Origin of the sequence: Streptomyces sp. NPDC101227, assembly GCF_044767545.1 — a bacterium.
GTDB lineage: Bacteria > Actinomycetota > Actinomycetes > Streptomycetales > Streptomycetaceae > Streptomyces.
In genome coordinates this window covers 1-20,413 of sequence record NZ_JBIWOD010000038.1, presented here as the reverse complement: position 1 = coordinate 20,413, position 20,413 = coordinate 1, and the positions used below count along the sequence as shown (strand labels likewise).

20 protein-coding genes and 1 rRNA gene are annotated in these 20,413 nt (G+C 70.2%); 7 read left to right on the top strand and 14 right to left on the bottom strand.

Annotated features, from left to right (window positions below):
• Nucleotides 1–91: ribosomal RNA gene (gene rrf, locus ACIRPT_RS40785) — 5S ribosomal RNA — on the top strand; the annotation flags it as partial.
• Nucleotides 92–470: 379 nt separating this feature from the next.
• Here the strand turns inward: rrf and ACIRPT_RS40780 are convergent.
• From ACIRPT_RS40780 to ACIRPT_RS40745, 8 genes are all read right to left on the bottom strand, one after another.
• Complete coding sequence (locus ACIRPT_RS40780; protein ID WP_403836936.1) at nucleotides 471–728, bottom strand: hypothetical protein; 258 nt, start codon at nucleotides 726–728, stop codon at nucleotides 471–473.
• Nucleotides 729–781: 53 nt separating this feature from the next.
• Nucleotides 782–2,446 (bottom strand): type IV secretory system conjugative DNA transfer family protein, encoded by a 1,665-nt coding sequence (locus ACIRPT_RS40775; protein ID WP_403836934.1) that lies wholly within the window; start codon nucleotides 2,444–2,446, stop codon nucleotides 782–784.
• Nucleotides 2,443–3,915 (bottom strand): ATP/GTP-binding protein, encoded by a 1,473-nt coding sequence (locus tag ACIRPT_RS40770; RefSeq protein WP_403836940.1) that lies wholly within the window; start codon nucleotides 3,913–3,915, stop codon nucleotides 2,443–2,445. Before ACIRPT_RS40770 ends, ACIRPT_RS40775 begins: the two co-directional genes overlap by 4 nt.
• Nucleotides 3,916–3,952: 37 nt before the next feature.
• Complete coding sequence (locus ACIRPT_RS40765) at nucleotides 3,953–5,515, bottom strand: SCO6880 family protein (RefSeq protein WP_403836932.1); 1,563 nt, start codon at nucleotides 5,513–5,515, stop codon at nucleotides 3,953–3,955.
• Entirely contained in the window at nucleotides 5,512–6,831 is a 1,320-nt protein-coding gene (locus ACIRPT_RS40760) for a hypothetical protein (RefSeq protein WP_403836930.1), read from the bottom strand. The genes ACIRPT_RS40765 and ACIRPT_RS40760 overlap by 4 nt, the downstream gene beginning before the upstream one ends.
• Nucleotides 6,821–7,663, bottom strand: a complete 843-nt coding sequence (locus ACIRPT_RS40755; RefSeq protein ID WP_403836928.1) for a hypothetical protein — start codon at nucleotides 7,661–7,663, stop codon at nucleotides 6,821–6,823. The genes ACIRPT_RS40760 and ACIRPT_RS40755 overlap by 11 nt, the downstream gene beginning before the upstream one ends.
• Nucleotides 7,664–8,145: 482 nt before the next feature.
• On the bottom strand, nucleotides 8,146–8,454 hold the full coding sequence (locus ACIRPT_RS40750) for a hypothetical protein (protein WP_400064477.1): 309 nt from the start codon (nucleotides 8,452–8,454) through the stop codon (nucleotides 8,146–8,148).
• A 521-nt stretch (nucleotides 8,455–8,975) separates the two neighbouring features.
• A complete protein-coding gene (locus tag ACIRPT_RS40745) occupies nucleotides 8,976–9,227 on the bottom strand; it encodes a hypothetical protein (protein ID WP_403836926.1) in 252 nt (83 codons plus the stop codon).
• A 137-nt stretch (nucleotides 9,228–9,364) separates the two neighbouring features.
• On the opposite strand from ACIRPT_RS40745, the gene ACIRPT_RS40740 reads away from it, so the two are divergent.
• Nucleotides 9,365–10,369: an NlpC/P60 family protein gene (locus ACIRPT_RS40740; protein ID WP_403836924.1), complete on the top strand. Its 1,005-nt coding sequence runs from the start codon at nucleotides 9,365–9,367 to the stop codon at nucleotides 10,367–10,369.
• 244 nt (nucleotides 10,370–10,613) lie between these two features.
• Nucleotides 10,614–11,372, top strand: a complete 759-nt coding sequence (locus ACIRPT_RS40735; protein WP_403836938.1) for a phosphatase PAP2 family protein — start codon at nucleotides 10,614–10,616, stop codon at nucleotides 11,370–11,372.
• Between the two features lie 107 nt (nucleotides 11,373–11,479).
• On the opposite strand, the gene ACIRPT_RS40730 is transcribed toward ACIRPT_RS40735, so the two are convergent.
• The gene (locus ACIRPT_RS40730) at nucleotides 11,480–13,093 is read right to left on the bottom strand and encodes an FAD-binding oxidoreductase (RefSeq protein ID WP_403836922.1); all 1,614 of its coding nucleotides are present in this window, start codon (nucleotides 13,091–13,093) and stop codon (nucleotides 11,480–11,482) included.
• A 268-nt stretch (nucleotides 13,094–13,361) separates the two neighbouring features.
• Entirely contained in the window at nucleotides 13,362–13,535 is a 174-nt protein-coding gene (locus ACIRPT_RS40725; RefSeq protein ID WP_403836920.1) for a hypothetical protein, read from the bottom strand.
• 116 nt (nucleotides 13,536–13,651) lie between these two features.
• Here ACIRPT_RS40725 and ACIRPT_RS40720 point away from each other — a divergent pair, with 116 nt between their 5' ends.
• Both ACIRPT_RS40720 and ACIRPT_RS40715 read left to right on the top strand, forming a co-directional pair.
• Nucleotides 13,652–14,506 carry a hypothetical protein gene (locus ACIRPT_RS40720; protein ID WP_403836918.1) on the top strand — a complete coding sequence of 285 codons (855 nt, stop codon included), beginning with the start codon at nucleotides 13,652–13,654 and terminating at the stop codon, nucleotides 14,504–14,506.
• Between the two features lie 192 nt (nucleotides 14,507–14,698).
• The gene (locus ACIRPT_RS40715; protein WP_403836916.1) at nucleotides 14,699–14,920 is read left to right on the top strand and encodes a hypothetical protein; all 222 of its coding nucleotides are present in this window, start codon (nucleotides 14,699–14,701) and stop codon (nucleotides 14,918–14,920) included.
• A gap of 26 nt (nucleotides 14,921–14,946) precedes the next feature.
• Here the strand turns inward: ACIRPT_RS40715 and ACIRPT_RS40710 are convergent, their stop codons facing one another.
• Nucleotides 14,947–15,336 (bottom strand): metal-sensitive transcriptional regulator, encoded by a 390-nt coding sequence (locus ACIRPT_RS40710; protein WP_403510930.1) that lies wholly within the window; start codon nucleotides 15,334–15,336, stop codon nucleotides 14,947–14,949.
• 209 nt (nucleotides 15,337–15,545) lie between these two features.
• On the opposite strand from ACIRPT_RS40710, the gene ACIRPT_RS40705 reads away from it, so the two are divergent.
• Both ACIRPT_RS40705 and ACIRPT_RS40700 read left to right on the top strand, forming a co-directional pair.
• Complete coding sequence (locus ACIRPT_RS40705; protein ID WP_238574639.1) at nucleotides 15,546–16,166, top strand: DUF47 domain-containing protein; 621 nt, start codon at nucleotides 15,546–15,548, stop codon at nucleotides 16,164–16,166.
• A 9-nt stretch (nucleotides 16,167–16,175) separates the two neighbouring features.
• Nucleotides 16,176–17,174 (top strand): anion permease, encoded by a 999-nt coding sequence (locus ACIRPT_RS40700; protein ID WP_403836914.1) that lies wholly within the window; start codon nucleotides 16,176–16,178, stop codon nucleotides 17,172–17,174.
• Between the two features lie 137 nt (nucleotides 17,175–17,311).
• On the opposite strand, the gene pstB is transcribed toward ACIRPT_RS40700, so the two are convergent.
• The 3 genes from pstB to pstC form a co-directional block, all read right to left on the bottom strand.
• Nucleotides 17,312–18,088 (bottom strand): phosphate ABC transporter ATP-binding protein PstB, encoded by a 777-nt coding sequence (gene pstB, locus ACIRPT_RS40695; protein WP_403510936.1) that lies wholly within the window; start codon nucleotides 18,086–18,088, stop codon nucleotides 17,312–17,314.
• 65 nt (nucleotides 18,089–18,153) lie between these two features.
• Nucleotides 18,154–19,233 carry a phosphate ABC transporter permease PstA gene (pstA, locus tag ACIRPT_RS40690; protein ID WP_403510939.1) on the bottom strand — a complete coding sequence of 360 codons (1,080 nt, stop codon included), beginning with the start codon at nucleotides 19,231–19,233 and terminating at the stop codon, nucleotides 18,154–18,156.
• Nucleotides 19,230–20,234, bottom strand: a complete 1,005-nt coding sequence (pstC, locus tag ACIRPT_RS40685; protein WP_403836911.1) for a phosphate ABC transporter permease subunit PstC — start codon at nucleotides 20,232–20,234, stop codon at nucleotides 19,230–19,232. Before pstC ends, pstA begins: the two co-directional genes overlap by 4 nt.
• Between the last annotated feature and the right edge of the window lie 179 nt (nucleotides 20,235–20,413).

Genomic DNA, 20,413 nt, shown 5'->3' with positions numbered 1-20,413 from the left:
GCCCGGTTACATTCCGAACCCGGAAGCTAAGCCTTTCAGCGCCGATGGTACTGCAGGGGGGACCCTGTGGGAGAGTAGGACGCCGCCGAACAAATTTTAGAAAATGCCTCGTTCCCCGAGTTTCGACTCGGGGAACGAGGCATTTTTGCGTTCGGCTCCGATCAACAGGGTGTGGCGCTGGGGCGGGTGTAGAGGGCGGCGGGGGTTCGGGCATCTGCGAGCCGCTCCTGGTCGGTCAGGGGGCGGTTGGTCTGTCTGGCGGCGTACCAGGCCGAGGCCAGGGTGACGGCTGCTACGGCCAGGGTGGTCCAGCGGAGGGCCTTGCTCGGGAGGAGGAAGGCGGCGGTCAGCGCGTACGGGAAGCCGAGGAGCAGGCAGAGCGCGGCGGTGATGTGGGGGCACCGAAGGGGCCCTCCCAGCTGAGCGCCATGACGAAGATGAGGGCGGCGGTGCCGGTGGTGCCGAAGGTGTTAGACGCTCGCGGTCCGTCCGAGGAGGCCGCGACGGGTGCGGGTCAGTGGCTGGACCGTACGGGCGGCGTGGCCGAGGGCGGCCATCAGAAGGGCGCTCAGGAGAACGGCGAGGGCCGTTGCGCCGAGCAGGATGGCGTTCCGGCCGGCCCATAACGTGGCGAAGAGGAGTGGGCCCAGGCCGATGACGATGGCCGAACCCACGGTCCAAGTCGCCGCCAGATGGACGGAGATCGCTGTGATGTGCTCCCGTTTCATGGGGCGGTCTTGTCAGCGGGGCGGGGAACGGGCGGCGCTGCCGCTGGGGTTCGTCAGACGGGCAGCGCGCGGTGGGGCCAGCGGGCGCGGGCCTGTTCCTGGGAGCGCATGGTGGCCAGAGTCAGCAGGCCTCGCGTATAGCCGGTGTCGAGGAGGTCGGGGAGCGTCGGCAATGGGGCGAGCGCCGCGATGTCGTCCAGGACCAGGGTGAGTGGTGGGTCGAGCCGACCGTCAGATGACCGTTCGGCCATGCGGCGGCCGTGCTCGACCACGTGCGAGAGGAGTGCGGTGATCAGGGGCATCGCACCCGGGGTGGTACGCGGGTCCTCGATGGGTTCGCCTACCACGTAGAGCGTTCCCCCCTCATCGACGAATGATTCGAGAATGAGCGAATCCGCTCGGGGAGGATTACAGGCGTCGCGGATGTGGATCGAGGAGAGGGCGGCGAGCGATCGACCGATCAGTTCCTTGGCCATTTCCCGGCGTTCGGCGTGTGCGGTGAGGACGGACTCCAGCTCGCCGGCCTGGCCTGCGGATGCCTTGGGGTTGGTGCGCAGGATGCGTACGGGTTCCTGTGCGGCGCCCGTGGCGTGGGCCCAGCGGTGGAGCTGGCGGAAGGGGCGGCCGTCCACGGCGGCGGCGTGCAGCCAGCAGCGCAGCAGGGTCTGGGCGGCGTCGGCGACGGCCGAGTCCAGGGTGCTGGTGGGGCGTACGGGGGCCAGGAGGGCGGCGGCGCGGGTGGTGGCGGTGGTGATGTCCTCGCATCCGGAGGTGGGTGACCAGCGCAGTCGGGCCGGGGTGTCGAGGCGGTGGGTGGGGTCGTAGGTCAGCAGTGGGCCGAGCTTGGCGCGGGCGTCCTTGGTCTCGGCCCAGAGGTCGGCGTCGGTGGTGGCGACGATCAGCGGGCCCTCGGCGGAGGTGATGGCGGCGGCCGCGGTGGCGCGGGTGGCGGTGCGGTCGGAGCTGAAGTGGAGGTGGGGGAGGGGCGGTTGCGACAGGGGCGCGGTGGCTGGTGTCGGCGCTGTCGTGGCGGCGGTGGTCGGGTTCACCTGTTCGGGTGATTCGAGCGGATTGCTGCCGATGGGGGAATTGGGCGTGGGTGTCGGCCGTTGGTCGGGGTGAAGGTCGTCGGCGGGCGGGGTGGTGGTGCCGGCCGCGGCGGGGGGCTTCTGGAGGGAAGCGGGGGGTGGCGCAGGTGTGGGTGCGGAGGCCGTGCCGTGGGGTTGGGGGGCGGTTGTTGAGGCCTCGGGGTGGGGCTCGGCCGCCGCCGTGTCGCGGGCCGAGGCGCGGGTGGCTTGGCGGCGTGCGGCGCGTACGGCGCGATAGCGGGTGACCGTTCCCAGCGTGAAGATCGTCAGGACCAGCAGCACCATCAGTTCGCCGATGAGGATGCCCCAGAACAGGCCGTAACCGGAGAGCTGGCCCTTGGGGGTGTGGGGCCAGGCGGCGGCGAGGTCGTGCGGGGCGGCGACGAGGTGGCGCAGGGCGATGGGGGTGCCGGGATAGCTGACGCCGTGCGGCCAGGAGCCGTGGGCCAGGAGGCCGGCCAGGCCGGTTGCCGTCCAGACCAGCAGGGTCAGGCCGAGAAGGAAGACGAGGAGCCCTATGAGCAGGGAGTCGGGGACGCCGCGCTCGCGGCCGCGGGCGCTCCTGACGTCATGGTCGTCCCGGCTGTTGTATCTGCCGTGGCCTCGCTCCGGCTCGTATCCGCGGGTCACGCCACCGTCTCGCTCGACTCGTCTCTCCACTGTCGTTCCATCGCCATGGCTTCGGCGCGTGCCTCGGCCTCGGCGTCCGCCGCCGCTTCGAGGGCGCGTGCCTCGTCCGTCGGCATCGCGGAGGCCTCGGTCATCGCCCGGTCGGTGTAGACGAGTGGGCGCTCGGCCTCGGTGATGAGGTGTTTGACGACCTGGACGTTGCCGTTGACGTCCCAGACCGCGATGCCGGGGGTGAGGGTCGGGATGATCTCGACGGCCCAGCGTGGCAGGCCCAGGACCTGGCCGGTGGAGCGTGCCTCGTCGGCTTTCTGGGCGTAGATGGTGCGGGTCGAGGCCATTTTGAGGATCGCCGCGGCCTCCTTGGCGGCCGCGCCGTCGACCACATCGCTGAGGTGGTGGACGACGGCCACGAAGGACAGGCCGAGGCGGCGGCCGAACTTCAGCAGGCGCTGGAAGAGCTGGGCGACGAAGGGGGAGTTGATGATGTGCCAGGCCTCCTCGACCAGGAAGATGCGTTTCTTCCGGTCGGGACGGATCCAGGTGTGCTCCAGCCATACGCCGACGATCGCCATCAGGATGGGCATGGCGATGGAGTTGCGGTCGATGTGGGAGAGGTCGAAGACGATCAGGGGCGAGTCCAGGTCGATGCCCGCACTCGTCGGGCCGTCGAACATGCCGCGCAGGTCGCCGTCGACGAGGCGGTCGAGGACCAGCGCCACGTCCAGGCCCCAGGCCCGTACGTCGTCTATGTCGACGTTCATGGCCTCGGCGGATTCCGCCTGCGGGTGGCGCAGTTGCTCGACGATGTCGGTCAGGACGGGCTGGCGGTTGGTGGGCGTCTTGTTGCCCGGTTTGCCGCCCTCGGTGCCGGCCGGGGAGCCGAAGTCGTTGAGTACGGCCGCGTGTGCCACCTTGAGGGCGAAGCCGGAGCGTTCGTCCAGGCCGTGCCCCATCGCGACTTCGATGATGGTGCGGAGCAGGGCCAGCTGGCCGGTGGTGGTGATGGAGGGGTCGAGGGGGTTGAGGCGGATGCCGCCGTTGAGGGCGGCGGTGGGGTCCAGGCGGATGGGGGTTATTCCCAGCTCCTGGGCGATGAGGTTCCATTCGCCGACGCCGTCCTCGCCCTGGGCGTCCAGGACGACGACCTGCCGGTCGCGGAAGCGGAGCTGGCGCAGTACGTACGTCTTCTCCAGCGCGGACTTGCCGTTGCCGGATTCGCCGAGGACCAGCCAGTGGGGGGCCGGGAGCTGCTGTCCGTACAGCTGGAAGGGGTCGTAGATGTAGCCCTTGCCGCTGTAGACCTCGCGGCCGATGATCACGCCGGAGTCGCCGAGGCCGGGGGCCGCGGTGGGCAGGTAGACGGCCTGGGCCTGGCCGGTGGAGGTGCGTACGGGCAGCCGTGTCGTCTCCACCTTCCCGAACAGGAAGCTGGTGAATGCGTCGGTGAGGGCACCGAGCGGGTCGAACATGGCCATGACGTACGCGCCTCCCAGCGGCTTAGCGGCGTTAGCGGCGGATCCCGGTCGCGAACGGCAGGGTGTTGACGAACGCCCGGTGGTGCTCGCGGTCGCACCACTCCAGCTTGAGGTAGGACTTGCCGGCGGAGGCGCGGATGGTGCGCTTGTCGCGGGCGAGGGCTTCGGGGGAGCGGGAGGAGACCGTGATGTAGCCGACGAGGTTGACGCCGGCGGCGCCGGAGGCCAGGTCCTCGCCGCGCTGGTCGACGCGGCCGTGGTGGGCGACGTCGCGGGGGTCGACGACGCGGTTCATCTTGGCGGCGCGGCTGGCCTCGGCATCGTCGTTCGTCTTCTCCGTCAGCATTCGCTCGATGGCGATCTCGGTGGGTTCGAGGTCCATGCAGACGGCGACCGTGCGGATCACGTCCGGGGTGTGGACGAGGAGGGGCGCGAGGAAGTTGACGCCCACCGGGGTCAGCGGCCACTCCTTGACCCAGGCGGTGGAGTGGCACCAGGGCGCGCGGGTCGTCGACTCGCGGGTTTTGGCCTGGAGGTATGTCGGCTCGGTGGCGTCCAGTTCGGCGGGCCAGGCGTTGCGCTTGCTCATGGCCTGGATGTGGTCGATGGGGTGGTCGGGGTCGTACATGGAGTGCACGAGGGAGGCGAGGCGGGCCTGGCCGAGGGGCTGGCGCACGCGGATGTCCGCCTCCGCCAGGCGGGCGCAGATGTCGGTCAGCTCGCGGGCCATGACGACGGCGAGGCCGGCGTCGCGGTCCAGCTTCTTGCCGAAGAGGCCGCCGCGTGTGGTGCGGGCGGCGCGCGCCATGGTGTGTGCCTCGGCGGCCAGTTCGCGGGTGTAGTGCATGCAGGCGACGAGGTAGGCGCGGTGCTGTTCGGAGGAGGTGGAGACCATCGACTGGAGCTGGTCGTAGGAATCCTGGAGCCAGTGGGGGGAGCTCTTGTCGCCGCGCTGGGCGACGTCCTTGGCGTGCGCGTCGGGGTCGGCGGGCAGCGTACGGGCGAGGATCTGCAGGCGGGTGACGAAGCCGTCTCCGTTGGCGACGTGCTTGAGGAGGGTTCCGAAGCGGTCGACCAGGGCCTCCTGGTCCTCGCTGTCGCGCAGGCCGACGCCTGGGCCTTCGATCTCGATGGCGGCCGTCACCGTCCTGCGGTCCGCGTGCAGCAGTACGGCGATCTCGTCGGGGCCGAACGGCGCGGCCAGCCAGTTGATGCGGCCGATGCCGGGCGGCGGGCCGATCTCGATCTCCCGCCCGTCGAAACGGGTGCCCGCCTCGGCGGCGGCGGAGCGGTAGACGGCGTTGTTGCGGACCGTACGGCGGAAGCTGCGGTTGATCTCGAACCACTTATAGAACGTGCGGCCCTTGTACGGGACGTAGACCGTGGCGAGGCCGAGCATCGGGAAGCCGGTGAGGGTGGCGATCCGCAGGGGGAGCACGGGCACGAGGAGGCCGCACATCATGCCGAGGAACGCACCCGCGATGATCAGCGCGATCTCGCCGGTCTCGCGGTTCTTGCCGACGATCGCGTTGGGCCGGGCGCGGCCGATCAGATACGTGCGCCGGGGCGCGATCGGGTGGGACTGCGTGCTCAACGCCCATCACCTCCTGCTGTCTTGCCAGTGCGGGCGCTGGTGCTCGGACCGGGGCTGTTCGTACGGGGAGCGGGGGTGGCGGCCCGGCCGCCGCCGGAGCGCGAGCTGTGCGCGGCGACGCCGCCGGCGACGGCGTCGGCCGGCCGGGACTGGCCGCCCTGGTTGGCCTGCCCGCCTTGGTTGCCGCCGTCGCCGGACCTGCGGGTGCTGTGTGTCTTGATGCCCTGGGAGACGAGGGCGGCGGGGGAGCTGATGACGGCGGCCGCTTTGTTCTCGGCGCCCTGCATGATCCGGTTGTTGCGGGAATTGGCGATCTCGTCGCCGAAGCCCGGGACGAAGCGGTAGATCATGGCGCTGGCGAAGATGGCGAGCAGGATGATCGCGAGGCCGGAGACGACGGCCGAGAAGGCGTTGGGGCCCTTGTCGGAGGAGAGTGCGCCGGCGATGCCGAGCACTATCACGATGACCGGCTTCACCATGATCACCGCGATCATGATGCCCGCCCAGCGGCGTACGTGCGCCCACATGTTCTTGTCGACCAGCCCGGCGTAGACGACTGTGCCGAGCAGCGCGCCGACGTAGAGCAGGGCCGCCCGGACCACCAGCTCCAGCCAGAGGACGCCGGCGGCGAGCACGGAGACCAGCGACACGACGATCAGCATGATCGGGCCGCCGCCGATGTCCGTCCCCTTGGTGAGCGCCTGCGAGAACGCGCCGAAGAAGGTGTCGGTCTGGGCGCCGGTGCCCTTGGCGATGATTTCGGTGACGCCGTCGGTCGCCGAGACGACGGTGTAGAGGATGAGCGGGGTGAAGGCGGAGGCGAGAACGGTCAGCCACAGGAACCCGATGGCTTCGCTGATCGCCTCCGTCAGCCGTACGCCGCGGACGGCGCGCTTGGCGACGGCGAGCAGCCACAGGACGAGGGTGAGGACGGTGGAGGCGGCGAAGACGACCGCGTACTGGCGCAGGAAGGCGGCGTTGGTGAAGTCGACCTGGGAGGTTGCCTTTACGGCGTCGGAGAGCTTGGTGACGATCCAGGCGGCGGCTTTGGCGCAGCCTTTGGCCAGGGAGGTGAGGGGGTCGAGGGGGTTGTTGTCGAGGGGGTTGGTGGAGGGGAGCTTGGGGGTGCCGGAGCCGGCTTTGTCGCCGGATTGGCAGTAGTCCTTGGCGGGGCCGTGGATAAGGTCGCAGGGGTCGTTGCTGGGCTTCGGGCTGGGAGCCGCGAAGGCACGGGTGGCAAAGAGGATTGTCGCGACCTGAATGGCGGTCACCGCGGACGCGAGAGAAAGGGCGCGGCGACGAGGGCTAGCGGGCATAGGTGAATCCTCCGTACCCGTTGACGGCTCCTGCGATCTCCTTCGCGCCTGATGCAGTCACGTCCCCGCTGACCGGCGCGGGGCCGTCCTGCTGGGAGTGGGACAGCGCTTTCCAGTCGCTGTTGGTCCAAGCGAGCTTCATCGTGATGGTGAACCAGCTTGTGGTGACAGGCTTTGTGGAGCCGTTGCCGGCCAGGCCGAGGAGGCCGGTGCACCACACCTCGACGGTCGCCTGGTTCTTCGAGAAGCCCTTGACCTTGGTGCCGATCGGGACCGTGCGCGAGACGAAGGTCATTCCGGCGGGAGTGCTGCCGTCAGCATGCAGCCCGACGTTCTTGTTGAAGTCGGCCGAATAAGCCTGGTCCAGGGTCTTCTGGAACGTGTCGACGGCCGACGGCGCCATCACAGTGGTGATTATTTTGTGCCGCCGGTCCCGGTTGAACATGTTCGCGGAACCCAGCGCCACCGCGTAATTCGCCGCCGCCGACTGCGCCCCCTGTTCCGTCTTGGCGAAGCCCGTGGCGATGTCGCCGTTCTTGCCGGTGACGGGCTTGGTGCCGGTGGGGGCCGTGGGCTGGGTGTCGGCGCTCTTGGGGGAGTCGGCGGTGGGTGCGCCGCCGTTGGTGTCGCCGCCGCGGTTGGCGAAGGCGATGGCCGCGATCAGCAGGACGACCACGCCGACGCCCGTGATGAGGTTGCGGCTGGAGACGCCGGCTCGGGGGCGTCGGCCCGAGCCGTAGCCGTCGCCTCCGCTGTCGGGGAGTCTGGTGCGGGTCTGGCCCGTCTCGGGGCCGCGGTCGCCGCCGTAGCCGCCGTCATCACTGAGACTCATCGCGCCTGTGCCCCCTCTGCCGCCGTCGCCGTCCGTGCTGTTGTTGTGCCGCCCTCATATGACCGTAGCCGCGTGGGCGGCGGCTCGGGCGAAGTGGTACGAGTACATCTCACGGTGACGGTTCCTCAGATGCTGGGCGGCAGAGGCGAATGGGGGACTCTGGGGCATTTGCGCCCATTGCCGCTTCCGTGCCGGTCGTGGCCTTCTTCTCTCCGGAACCACCTGTCCCCGCGCAACGGCCCGCCCAATCGGCCCGCTGGTGGCACGGGTGGCGCAGACGTGGCCGGGTGGGGGTCGAGCCGGGGTGAGTGGGCGTCAGCATGAGGCCTCGGCAGGGAGGGTGGGGCCAGTGGGGGCGAGTGGGGGCACGGGGCGGCGGAGGGGTGGCGGGCGGGGGCGCACGGGGGCGACACCGGGACGGGGTGCGTGCCGGGGTGTGCGGTGGGGGCGCGGTGGCTGCGGCGGGGGCCGGGCTTGTGGCCCTAGACCGCCATGCCGTAGACGATGGTGAAGAGCGTCCCCAGTGATCCGATGATGAAGACGCCGGTCAGGCCGGCCACGATCAGACCCTTGCCCTGTTCGGCGCTGAAGGTGTCGCGCAGGGCCGTGGCGCCGATGCGCTGCTTGGCCGCGCCCCAGATCGCGATGCCGAGGCACAGCAGGATCGCGATCGCCATGACCACTTCGACCATCACGCGGGCTTCGTTGCCCAGGCTCCCGAACGGCCCCCAGTCCGGGGCGATTCCGCCGATGATGGTGGTGATGTCGCCCTTTTCGGCCGCAAGGAACATGTTTGACATGTGTGCCATGTGTGAACTCACCGCCCCTTATGGGTAGTTGTGTGCCTGCGCCCGGATGGCACAGTCAGCCTCTATCTTCGCCGACAAAGACGCCATCAGAAGTCGACTTGGCGGCTTTCTTTGACGGATCCGGTGGGAGGGGTGTGTGCGTGGGCACTCACACCGTCCACTGAGCCCATTAGTCTCACTGTGTGTATCACGGTCGATAACTCTGAGCAATGATCATCGGGGGGCGGCGGTCGGCCGGTCGCCCGGTCGGTCAGGGACGGGCGCTCGCGGAGTCCGGTTCGGTCTCAGAGGCCCGCGAAGTGGTCGAACTCACCGGCCTTTACGCCGTGGAGGAGCGGCATGAGGGCCTTGCGGGTCGGATTCGGGGGGTCGGGGGCACTCTATTCGGCCGGCAGGTGGGGCGGGCCGGGCGTGCGAGGGTTTCGGCCGATGCGCGGGCCGCGGTGCGCCGTGGTGACGTCCTCGGCGGCTCGTACGGGGGCGGGGCTCGCCGGGGGGAGCCCCTACTTCGGGGCGTGGGACATGGCGAAGATCATGAGGAGGGCCACGAGGTGGATGGCGAACAAGAAGTAGCCGACGCGCCACCACAGGTGGCGGCTCATCTGCTTCGGGTTGTTCTGGTCCATGGGGCGTGTCCTGTCGTCGGCGTCCTCGGCGGTGTCGCGCATCCGCGGGGCGCGGGCGTGCGGGTGGGGAGCGGCCGGCGGCTCCGTGGCGGGCCGGTCCGGTGCGTCCTGGTTGCGGCCCGGCGCCACGGGCAGGTCTGGCGCTGCGCGATGCGTTTCGGGAGTGCCCCGCCCTGAGCGCCCCCGCGCCCCGCCGTGCGGCCGTAATTCGCGCGTAGGTACGGGAAAATCCGGTGAACCCGGCGCGGATGGGGGAGGGTTGTGGGGTGCGGAAATTCTGGGTTGCCGGTGGGATCGGGGCGGGGCTGGTGCTCTGCCTGCTGGGGTTGCTGGTGGTGGGGACGTATTCGGCGGCGGCCGGGCTGGCGGGGGCCGGGGAGCGGGCGGTCGGGCTGGCCAAGGGGGCGGTGCCGGCCGCGTATCAGTCGTTGGTGCAGAAGTGGGGGACGCTCTGTCCGGCGATCAGCCCGGCGCTGCTGGCGGCGCAGTTGTACCAGGAGAGCGGATGGAACCCCAAGGCGCAGAGCCCGGCCGCCGCACAGGGGATGGCGCAGTTCATTCCGGGGACGTGGCAGACGCACGGGGTGGACGGGAACGGGGACGGGAAGCGGGACGTATGGGATCCGGAGGATGCGATTCCGTCGGCGGCTTCCTATGACTGCGAGTTGGCGAAGTATGTGAAGGGGGCGTCGGGGGACGCCACGCACAACATGCTGGCCGCGTACAACGCGGGGGCGTACCGGGTGATTCAGTACGACGGGGTGCCGCCGTACCGCGAGACGCAGAATTACGTGAAGACGATTACGACGCTGGCCAAGAGCTTCGAGGCGCCCACGGGGCCGGTGGCGTCGTCCCGGCAGGCCGCGGCCGCCATTTATTTCGCCCAGGAGAGGCTGGGGACGAAGTATCTGTGGGGCGGGACGGGGACGGCGGCGCAGGGCGGACGGTTCGACTGTTCCGGGCTGACGCAGGCCGCGTACCACTCGGTGGGCATCGAGCTGCCGCGGGTGGCCAACGACCAGTGGAACGCGGGGCCGCATCCGGGGCGGGACGAGCTGCTGCCGGGGGATCTGGTGTTCTTCGCGTACGACCTGAAGGATCCCCGGTCGATTCACCATGTGGGGATGTACGTGGGCGGCGGCTACATGATCAATGCGCCGTACACCGGGGCCGTGATCCGGTTCGACAAGATCGATACGCCGGATTACATCGGGGCGACCCGGGTCACTTCGGATGGCGCGAAAGCGCTGCCGCGGCGGGGCGCTGCGTGACCATGGAGGGTGGAGCGGGCCCGGATCGGGCCCTGAACTGCGGTGATGAGTCAAGCTTCGATAACGTCCTGGTGATCATCCGGTAGCGAGTGGAACGCCGGAGGGGGGCACCGCGTTTCCTGTGCGTGGGGACGTGTGGACGTATCCGAGCCAGAAGCACGGAACGCGGCAGACGCTCGACGATCACGGGGGCCGGCAGCACACACAGGCGCTCGCGCGCGCGAAAGGTAAGGGGTCGCGGCAGATGGCTGGACTCGCACTGGAGGGGCCGAACCCCGATGTCGACGTGCTCGACGGCATCAACGGCCTTGCGAAGGGTGCCCCCCACTGGGTCAACAAGGCCATGGAGTACATCGGCGAGTACGGCATCATCGCCGGGCTCGGAGTGCTGTGTCTGATCGCATGGTGGGGCGCGCGGCGCAAGCCCGATGCGCCCGCCGCCATCGCCGGGTTCGTCTGGGCGCCGCTGGCGGCCGGCCTCGCGCTGCTGGCCAATATTCCGATCCGGTCGTTCGTGGAGCGGCCGCGGCCGTTCAAGGACCACGCCGGGCTGGAAGTGCTGATTCCGGGCAAGAGCGATTACTCGTTCGTGAGTGATCATGCGACGTTGACGATGGCGGTGGGCGTCGGGCTGTTCGTCGCCAGCCGGAAGTACGGGCTGCTCGGGATCGCGCTGGCGCTGGCGGAGGGTTTCTGCCGCGTGTACATGGGGGTGCACTACCCGACCGATGTGGTGGGCGGGTTCGCGCTGGGGACGGCCGTGGCGCTGCTGCTCGCGCCGGTTGCGCAGGCGTTGCTGGTGCCGCTGATGACGGCGATCGGGCGGTCGCGGGTCGGGTGGATCGCGTGGTGGGTGCGGGCGCCGGGCGGCCGGACGCGGGCCGCTGCCGCTGCGGGCGGCCGTGCGGAGCTCGACGCCGAGGGCGAGCGGATCGTGGCCGCCGGCTCGGGGGTGCCGACGCGGCGCCGTGACCGTGACCGCGACAAGGACCTGGCGGCCTGACGCGCCGTACCCGCAGAGCCGAAGACGGCCCGGCCCCCGCACAGGGGCCGGGCCGTCGCCGTACGGTCCTCAGCCGTCGCCGTACGGTCCTCGGCGGGGCGCGGGAATCAGAGGGCCTGCGGGAAGGTGCTGAACAGCCGCTGCGGGTCGTAGCTCTGCTTGACCTTGGCGAGGCGGTCGGCGGCCGGGCCGTAGTAGGCGGCCTTCCAGTCCGTCAGGGCCGGGTCCGTGTAGTTCTGGTAGGCGGCGCCGGAGGAGTGGCGGCGCATGGCGGCATGGAAGGAATTCAGCCATGCGGTGCGGGTGGTGGACGAGCCGCCGGCGGGCCAGGACGTCAAGTACTGGGCGAGGAAGCGGGATCCGCGGTGGACGAAGGCGGTGTCGGTGCGGCCGACGCGGTTGATCGCGCCGCCCAGGGCCGTCAGCGCGACATTGCCGGCGACGCCCTTGCGGCCGCCGCTCTCTATCTGGGCCATCAGGGTCTGGATGCCGGCCGCGGAGAGCGCGCGGTCGAAGAAGTCGGAGCGGGCGGCGTAGGTCTCGCGGCCCAGTTGGCCGTCGCCGGTGTGGCCGGGGAGGGTGCCCGGCGCATGGCACTGGGCGGTGGTTTTGGAGGAGCAGCCGGCGTAGGCCTCCATGGCGTCCAGGTAGGACGTGGGGGTGAGGCGGACGGTGGCGGCGGGGCCGGGGCCGCCGGGCTGGTCGGCGAGCTTGTCGACGGCGTTCTGGAGGTCGCGGTAGCTGCCGAGGGAGAAGGCGGCGACGGAGACGGCCGGGGTGCCGCCGGGGCGGGCGTCGAGGTGGCAGGACGACCATATTTCGTCGGCCTGGGTCGGGCCCCACTTCTGCCAGGAGGCGAGGACCCTGGCCGCCTTGGCCCAGGGCCAGGTCATGTACGCCATCACCGCGCGGGGCGCGGGGTGGGTGCGGAAGCGGAGTTCGGTGACCACGCCGAAGTTGCCGTTGCCGGCGCCGCGCAGTGCCCAGAAGAGGTCGGAGTGGTGGGCGGCGTCGCAGTCGACGGTTTTGCCGTCGGCCGTGACGAGGGTGGCGCCGACGAGGCTGTCGCAGGTCAGGCCGTAGGCGCGGGAGACGACGCCGTGGCCGCCGCCGAGGGTGAGGCCGGATATGCCCACGGTGGGGCAGGAGCCGCCGGGAACCGTCACGCCGTGCGGGGCCAGGCCCTCGTAGACGTCGATGAGCTTGGCGCCGGCGCCGATGCGGGTGATGCCGCCGGACGGCGCGCCGACCTTGGAGAGGGCGGAAACGTCGACGATGAGTTTGCCGTTGCCGCTGGACCAGCCCGCGTAGGAGTGGCCGCCGCTGCGGATGGCGACCGGGGCGTCGTAGCGGCGGGCGAAGGCGAGGCATTCGGCGATGTCGGCCGGGTGCTTGGCGTAGGCGATGGCCGAGGGTTTGAGGTTGTCGTAGCGGGTGTTGTAGAGGCGGCGGGCCGTTGCGTAGGAGGCGTCGGAGGCCTGTATCAGCGAGCCGTCCAGGCTCTTGCCGAGGGCGGTCCAGGAGGCCTGGGTGGCCTGGCGCTTGGCGACGCCTGCGGGGGCGGAGGCCGCGTTCGTCTGTATCCCGTCGGCGCCGGCTGCCGTCGCCGACGCGGAGGCGGCCGCGTCCGGCTTGCCCGTCGTGGTGTTGCAGCCGGTGGCCCAGGCGACCGAGGTCGCCGCGAGTGCGCCGCCGGTTTGCAGGAGTGTGCGCCGCTTCATTGGGATGTGTCCCCCTCGAATCGTCCGGTTGGGCCCCGTACGCCGATGGCCCGGCGGGTGGTCACGGGGTGCATTGGGGGAAGCGGGCCTCCGGGCGGCGGCGCATAACGGATGGATGCCGCTGTGTCCGGAAATGGCCGAGGTGGTCCGGTGCTTGTTGCCCTGCGGTGTCCCGTTATGGCCGCGAAGTCCGTTGCCGCTCGGCGCTCTTGCTTCCCTTATTACCCAGATGCGGTGCGGGCGTTGAGGGTTCCCGGAGTGGACCGGGTCATTCCAGGGGGCGTTTCGCGTCACCCTCGGAGGCGACCTCGTGCCGCTCCGCGTCCGTACGCGCCTGGGAGCGTGCGCGGCGGGCCGGTCCCCGCCACCCGCAGTCGCAGCGGGCGTGACAGAAGGAACCACGCTCGGTGGTGGAGGTCGCGTGCGGGGCTCGGTCGGGCACCCGGCCACGCTACGCGCCCGGAGGGGGGCTGCGTGACGGGCCCCCGGTATTGGTCGTTGAACCGGGCGGTCGGCACAGGCCGTCCCGAACACAGCGGCCGAGGGGGCTCGTGCGCGATGGTGGTGCAGGACAGACGAGGCGGCGCGGTCGCCATGGCCGTGGTGTGCGGAACGGGTCTGGCCGTGGGGCTACTGGCGACGGGCTGTTCTCCCGACGGCGCCGCGGCCGACGACCAGGCCCCCCGCGGCCGGGCCGCCGCCTCCGAGGTCCAGCGCAGCGCCGATGCGCTGGTCCGGGCCGGCTCCGCCAGGGTCCGTACGGCGATGGAGACGGCGAGCGGCGGCACTCGCGTCGCCATCCGGGGCACCGGGGCCTACGACTTCCGCGCGAACAGCGGGCTGCTGCGGGTCCTGCTGCCGGATCCGGCGGACCGGCCCGGCGAGGGCCATCAGCCGATCACCGAGATCCTGGCGCCGGGCGCGCTGTTCATGAAGAACCGCGGGGCCGGGGTCCCGGCCGACAAGTGGGTGCGGGTGGCCACGGCCTCGCTGGCCGACGGGAACCTGGTCACCGGCGGCGCGACCGATCCGCTGGCCGCCGCCGAACTGCTGCGGGGGGCAAGGGATGTGACGTACCAGGGGGAGGAGCGGCTCGGCGGCGTCCGGGTGCGGCACTACCGCGGTGCGACGGACATCGCGGTGGCCGCGCGGGCGGCGTCGGGGCGCAGCAGGCCGGCGCTGGTCGCGGCGCAGAAAGGGTTCACCACGGACGTGGTGCCGTTCGATGCCTATCTGGACCGGGCGGGGCGGCTGCGCAAGGTGCGCCAGCGGTTCCAGTTCGCCAATGGTGTGCCCAGGGGGGCGGCGGTGACGTCCACCACAGAGCTGTACGGGTTCGGGGCGAAGGCCGCGGTGCGGATGCCGCAGGGGCGCGACATCTATGCCGGGAAGATCGCCTCCGCGGCGTCGTAACGAAACGATACGGCGGCCGGGTGGCGGCCGGCGGGACGGTGGAAGGACGGAAGGCGGCGGGCCGGGACGGCATCTGCCCCGGGCGCTTGCCGGATGGCGGAAATGGTCCATCCGTGCCATGCGCGGAGCGTGCGCCCGTCCCTACGCTGGGCGGTAACCACCGGAGGCGTGGGAAGGCGCTCGAAGGAGGAGGTGGGGTACGTGGCTGCGCACCGCCATCCGACGGTTCAGGACCACGTCGCCCTCGTCGAGATCGACCTGACTGGTGAGCTGATGATCGCGGCCGCGGCCGCCACGGAGGATCGGCTCAGCCCGGACCGTATCGACGAAGTGCTGGACGTGGACGGGGAGGACGGCGACGGCGCGGAGCCGGGGCCGCCGTGCGCCGGCCCGTCGGCGGGACGCGCCCCGTAGGGCCCGGCCTCGTGACCCGCCACCGGTCAGGTGCGCAGCATCCGCTCGATGGCCTTGGTGGCTTCCTGGACCTTGGCGTCGATGGCGTCGGGGCCCTTGACGGCGGCGTCGGCGACGCAGTGCCGCAGGTGCTCCTCGAGGAGCTGGAGGGCGAAGGACTGCAGGCCCTTGGTGCTCGCCGAGACCTGGGTGAGTATGTCGATGCAGTAGACGTCTTCCTCGAGCATGCGCTGGAGGCCGCGGATCTGGCCCTCGATGCGGCGCAGGCGCTTGATGTGGGCGTCCTTCTGCTTGGCGTAGCCGTGGATGCCGCGGTCGTGATCGGTCACGGTGTCGGGGTCGGTTTTCGGCTGCGGGGTGTGGCAGGCCGCGGCGGCTGCGGCGGTGCCGTTGGTGTCGGCGTCCGTGGTCGTCATGGCCGTCTCCCGTGGTATCTCGACGTTCCGTATACAGGCGATCCGTATACCCCTGGTGGGTATATCGTACCGAACTTTGCGGGCACCGGCGGTACCCCGTGCAGAGCATGCTGCCCGATGGGCGACACTGAAGGAATGCCGGTTAGCTGTGGCTGGATGATGCGCCTAGCATCAACTCGACCGAATCCGATGCACCCCGAGGATTTCACGTGCGCTTTCGTCTGACCCCCAGGGAGACGAGCTTTTACGACATGTTCGCCGCCTCTGCGGACAACATCGTCACGGGCTCCAAGCTCCTGATGGAACTGCTCGGGGCCGACGCCTCCGCGCGGACAGAGATCGCCGAGCGGATGCGGGCGGCCGAGCATGCGGGTGATGACGCGACGCACGCGATCTTCCACCAGCTGAACTCGTCCTTCATCACGCCGTTCGACCGCGAGGACATCTACAACCTCGCCTCGTCGCTCGACGACATCATGGACTTCATGGAGGAGGCCGTCGATCTTGTCGTTCTGTACAAGGTCGAGGAGCTGCCCAAGGGCATCGACCAGCAGATCGAGGTGCTGGCGCGGGCGGCGGAGCTGACCGCCGAGGCGATGCCGAACCTCCGGACGATGTCGAACCTCACCGAGTACTGGATCGAGGTCAACCGCCTCGAGAACCAGGCCGACCAGATCCACCGCAAGCTGCTCGCGCACCTCTTCAACGGCAAGTACGACGCCATCGAGGTGCTCAAGCTCAAGCAGATCGTGGACATCCTGGAGGAGGCGGCGGACGCCTTCGAGCACGTCGCCAACACCGTCGAGACCATCGCGGTAAAGGAATCCTGAGCCCCGGCCATGGATACCTTTGCGCTTGTCGTGACCATTGCGGTCGCGCTCGGTTTTACGTACACCAACGGCTTCCACGACTCGGCGAACGCGATCGCGACCTCGGTCTCGACGCGGGCGCTGACCCCGCGGGCGGCGCTCGCGATGGCCGCCGTGATGAATCTCGCAGGTGCCTTCCTGGGCAGCGGGGTCGCCAAGACGGTCAGCGAGGGGCTGATCGCCACACCGCACGGCGACCGGGGGATGGGAATCCTCTTCGCGGCGCTCCTCGGTGCGGTGGTCTGGAACCTCGTGACCTGGTACTTCGGGTTGCCGTCTTCGTCCTCGCACGCACTGTTCGGCGGCATGGTCGGCGCGGCGCTGGCCGGTGGCACCAAGGTGATCTGGGGCGGGGTGATCGAGAAGGTCGTCCTGCCGATGTTCATCTCGCCGGTGATCGGCCTGGTGCTCGGCTATCTGGTGATGGTCGCGATCCTGTGGCTGTTCCGTAAGGCCAACCCGCACAAGGCCAAGCGCGGCTTCCGCATAGCGCAGACCGTCTCGGCGGCGGGCATGGCGCTCGGCCACGGTCTGCAGGACGCCCAGAAGACCATGGGTGTCGTGGTGATGGCCCTGGTCATCGCGGATGTCGAGGACGCCAACGACGCCATCCCGATCTGGGTCAAGCTGGCCTGTGCGATCACGCTCTCGCTCGGTACGTACGCGGGCGGCTGGCGGATCATGCGTACGCTCGGCCGCCGGATCATCGAGCTGGACCCGCCGCAGGGCTTCGCCGCGGAGACCACGGCCGCCTCGGTGATGTACACCGCGTCCTTCATGTTCCACGCGCCGATCTCCACGACCCATGTCATCACGGCCGGGATCATGGGCGTCGGCTCGACCAAGGGCTCGCGCGCGGTGCGCTGGGGCGTGGCGAAGAACATCGTGATGGGCTGGTTCATCACCATGCCGGCGGCGGGGGTTGTCGCGGCGCTGGCGTACTGGATCATCCGGCTGGCGTTCGGCTAGCCGCTGCCGGCCGCCGCGCCGCAGGAACGACATGGGGCCCGCCCCCCGGGAAGAGGGGCGGGCCCTTCGCCTTGCGGTGGCACCGCCATGCAGCACCGCAGGACGCTTGAGGAGCGTCGGCCGGAGCCGGCCGCGGTTCAGCCGAAGCGGCCGGAGATGTAGTCCTCCGTGGCCTGCACCGACGGGTTGGAGAAGATCCGCTCGGTCTCGTCGATCTCGATCAGCTTGCCGGGCTTGCCGACGGCCGCGAGGTTGAAGAAGGCCGTACGGTCCGAGACGCGGGCGGCCTGCTGCATGTTGTGCGTCACGATGACGATCGTGAAGCGCTCCTTGAGCTGGCCGATCAGGTCCTCGATGGCGAGGGTGGAGATCGGGTCGAGGGCGGAGCAGGGCTCGTCCATGAGGAGCACCTGAGGCTCGACGGCTATGGCGCGGGCGATGCACAGGCGCTGCTGCTGGCCGCCGGACAGGCCCGAGCCGGGCTTGTTCAGGCGGTCCTTGACCTCGTTCCAGAGGTTGGCGCCCTTGAGGGACCGCTCGACGATCTCCTTGAGCTCGCTCTTCTTGTACGAGCCGTTCAGCCGCAGGCCGGCCGCCACATTGTCGAAGATCGACATCGTGGGGAACGGGTTGGGGCGCTGGAAGACCATGCCGACGGTGCGGCGGACGGCGACCGGGTCGACGCCGGAGCCGTAGAGGTTCTCGTCGTCCAGCATCACCTTGCCCTCGACGCGGCCGCCGGGGGTGACCTCGTGCATGCGGTTCAGGGTGCGCAGGAAGGTCGACTTGCCGCAGCCGGACGGGCCGATGAAGGCGGTCACCGAGCGCGGCTCGACGGTCATGGAGATGTCGTCGATGGCCTTGTGGCTGCCGTAGAAGGCGGAGAGGCCGCTGACGTCGATTCGCTTGGCCATGGGGATCACTGCTTCTTTCGGTGTGTCGCTGAATGGCCCCACTCGGCGGAGCCGAATGTGTCGCCCTAGCGACCGGTCTTGGGGGCCTTCCAGCGGGCGATGCCGCGGGCCACCAGGTTGAGGATCATGACGAAGGCGATGAGCACCAGAGCCGCGGCCCAAGCGCGGTCGTAGGAGGCATCGGAGCCCTGCTGCCACTGCTGGAACACATACAGCGGAAGCGACTGCTGGGCGCCTTCGAAGGGGTTGTTGTTGATCGTCTTCGCGCCCCACACCAGGAGCAGCACCGGGGCGGTCTCACCGGTGATGCGCGCGATGGCAAGCATCACACCGGTGGTGATCCCGCCGATGGAGGTGGGGAGGACGACCTTGAGGATGGTGCGCCACTTGGGGACGCCCAGGGCGAGGGACGCCTCGCGCAGCTCGTTCGGGACGAGCTTGAGCATCTCCTCGGTGGAGCGGACGACGACCGGCACCATCAGGATCGCCAGGGACATCGAGCCGGCGAAGCCGGACGGGCCGAAGCCGAGGATCAGGATCCAGACGGAGAGGATGAACAGGCCGGCCACGATGGACGGGATGCCGGTCATCACGTCGACGAAGAAGGTGACGACCTTGGCGAGCGTGCCGCGCCCGTACTCGACGAGGTAGATCGCGGTGAGCAGGCCGATCGGCGCGGCGATCAGCGTCGCCAGGCCCACCTGCTCCAGGGTGCCGATGATCGCGTGGTAGATGCCGCCGCCGGGCATCGCGTCCGGCAGGGTGCCCATCGAGTGGGAGAGGAAGAAGCCGTCCAGGACCTTGGTGCCCCGGGCGACGGTCTCCCACAGGAGGGAGGCGAGCGGGATGACGGCGAGCAGGAAGGCCGTCCAGACCATGCTGGTGGCCAGCCGGTCCTTGGCCTGCCGGCCGCCTTCGACGGCCGCGGCCAGGGCGTACGTACCGAAGACGAAGAGCAGGGCGGCGATCAGGCCCCACTGGATCCTGCTGTCGAGTCCGGCGGCCAGGCCGATGCCGCTGCCCGCACCGGCCGCGACCAGCGCGAGGACCGGCGGGGTCCAGCGGGGCAGCCGGGCCTGCTTGAGGGAGACGGGCCGCGGCGAGCCGCCATTGGCGACCGTGGGCCGGTCAGTTACGGCGGTCATGCGGCGGCTCCCGAGTACTCCTTGCGGCGGGCGATGATCAGGCGGGCCGCGCCGTTGACGAGCAGCGTGATCACGAAGAGGACGAGGCCGGAGGCGATCAGGGCGTCCTGGCCGAATTCATCGGCCTCGCTGAACTTGCTGGCGATGTTCTGGGCGAACGTGCCGCCGCCTGGGTCCAGCAGGCTGGTGCCGATCAGGAAGCTGGGGGAGAGGACCGTGGCGACGGCCATCGTCTCGCCGAGCGCGCGGCCCAGACCCAGCATGGAGGCGCTGATGACCCCGGAGCGGCCGAAGGGGAGTACGGACATCCGGATGACTTCCCAGCGGGTGGCGCCCAGTGCGAGGGCCGCCTCCTCGTGCATCTTCGGGGCCTGGAGGAAGACCTCGCGGCTGACGCTGGTCACGATCGGCAGGATCATGATCGCGAGCAGGATGCCGACGGTGAACAGCGAGCGGGCGGCGCCGTCGCCGTAGCTGAAGATGCCGGTCCAGCCGAGGTAGTCGTCCAGCCAGCTGTAGAGGCCGGACAGGTGCGGTACGAGGAACAGCGCACCCCACAGGCCGTAGACGATGCTGGGCACCGCGGCGAGCAGATCGATGACGTAGCCGAGTGGCGAGGCCAGCTTGCGCGGGGCGTAGTGCGAGATGAACAGCGCGATGCCGACCGCGACCGGGACCGCGATGAGCATCGCGATCACGGAGCTGACGACCGTGCCGAACGCCAGGACGGCGATGCCGAACTTCGGGTCGGTGCCGGTGGCGTTCCAGTCGAGGGTGGTGAAGAAGTTGGCCTTGTCGCCGGAGATGGCGAGCACGGACCGGTAGGTGAGGAAGGCGGCGATGGCCGCCATGATCACCAGGAGGGCGATGCCGGAGCCGCGGGAGAGCCCGAGGAAGATCCGGTCACCAGGACGGACCGCCTTGCCGGATATGGCGGCGGGGGCGTCGCTCCCCGACGGCGGCGGTGGCGGCGTGTCGGTTTTTGTAGCGGTTGAGTTCATGGTTTCTCCGGTCTGCGGAGCCGGTGAGGGCTCCTGGCGCGGCGGTGCACCGGACGGGGGGGGGGGGGGGCCCCCCCGGGGGGGGCCCCCCCCCCCCCGGCCCGGGGGGGGGGGGGGCGGGGGGGGGGGGGGTGTGGGGGGGGGCGGGGGGGGGGGGGGGGGGGCCCCCCCCCGCGGGG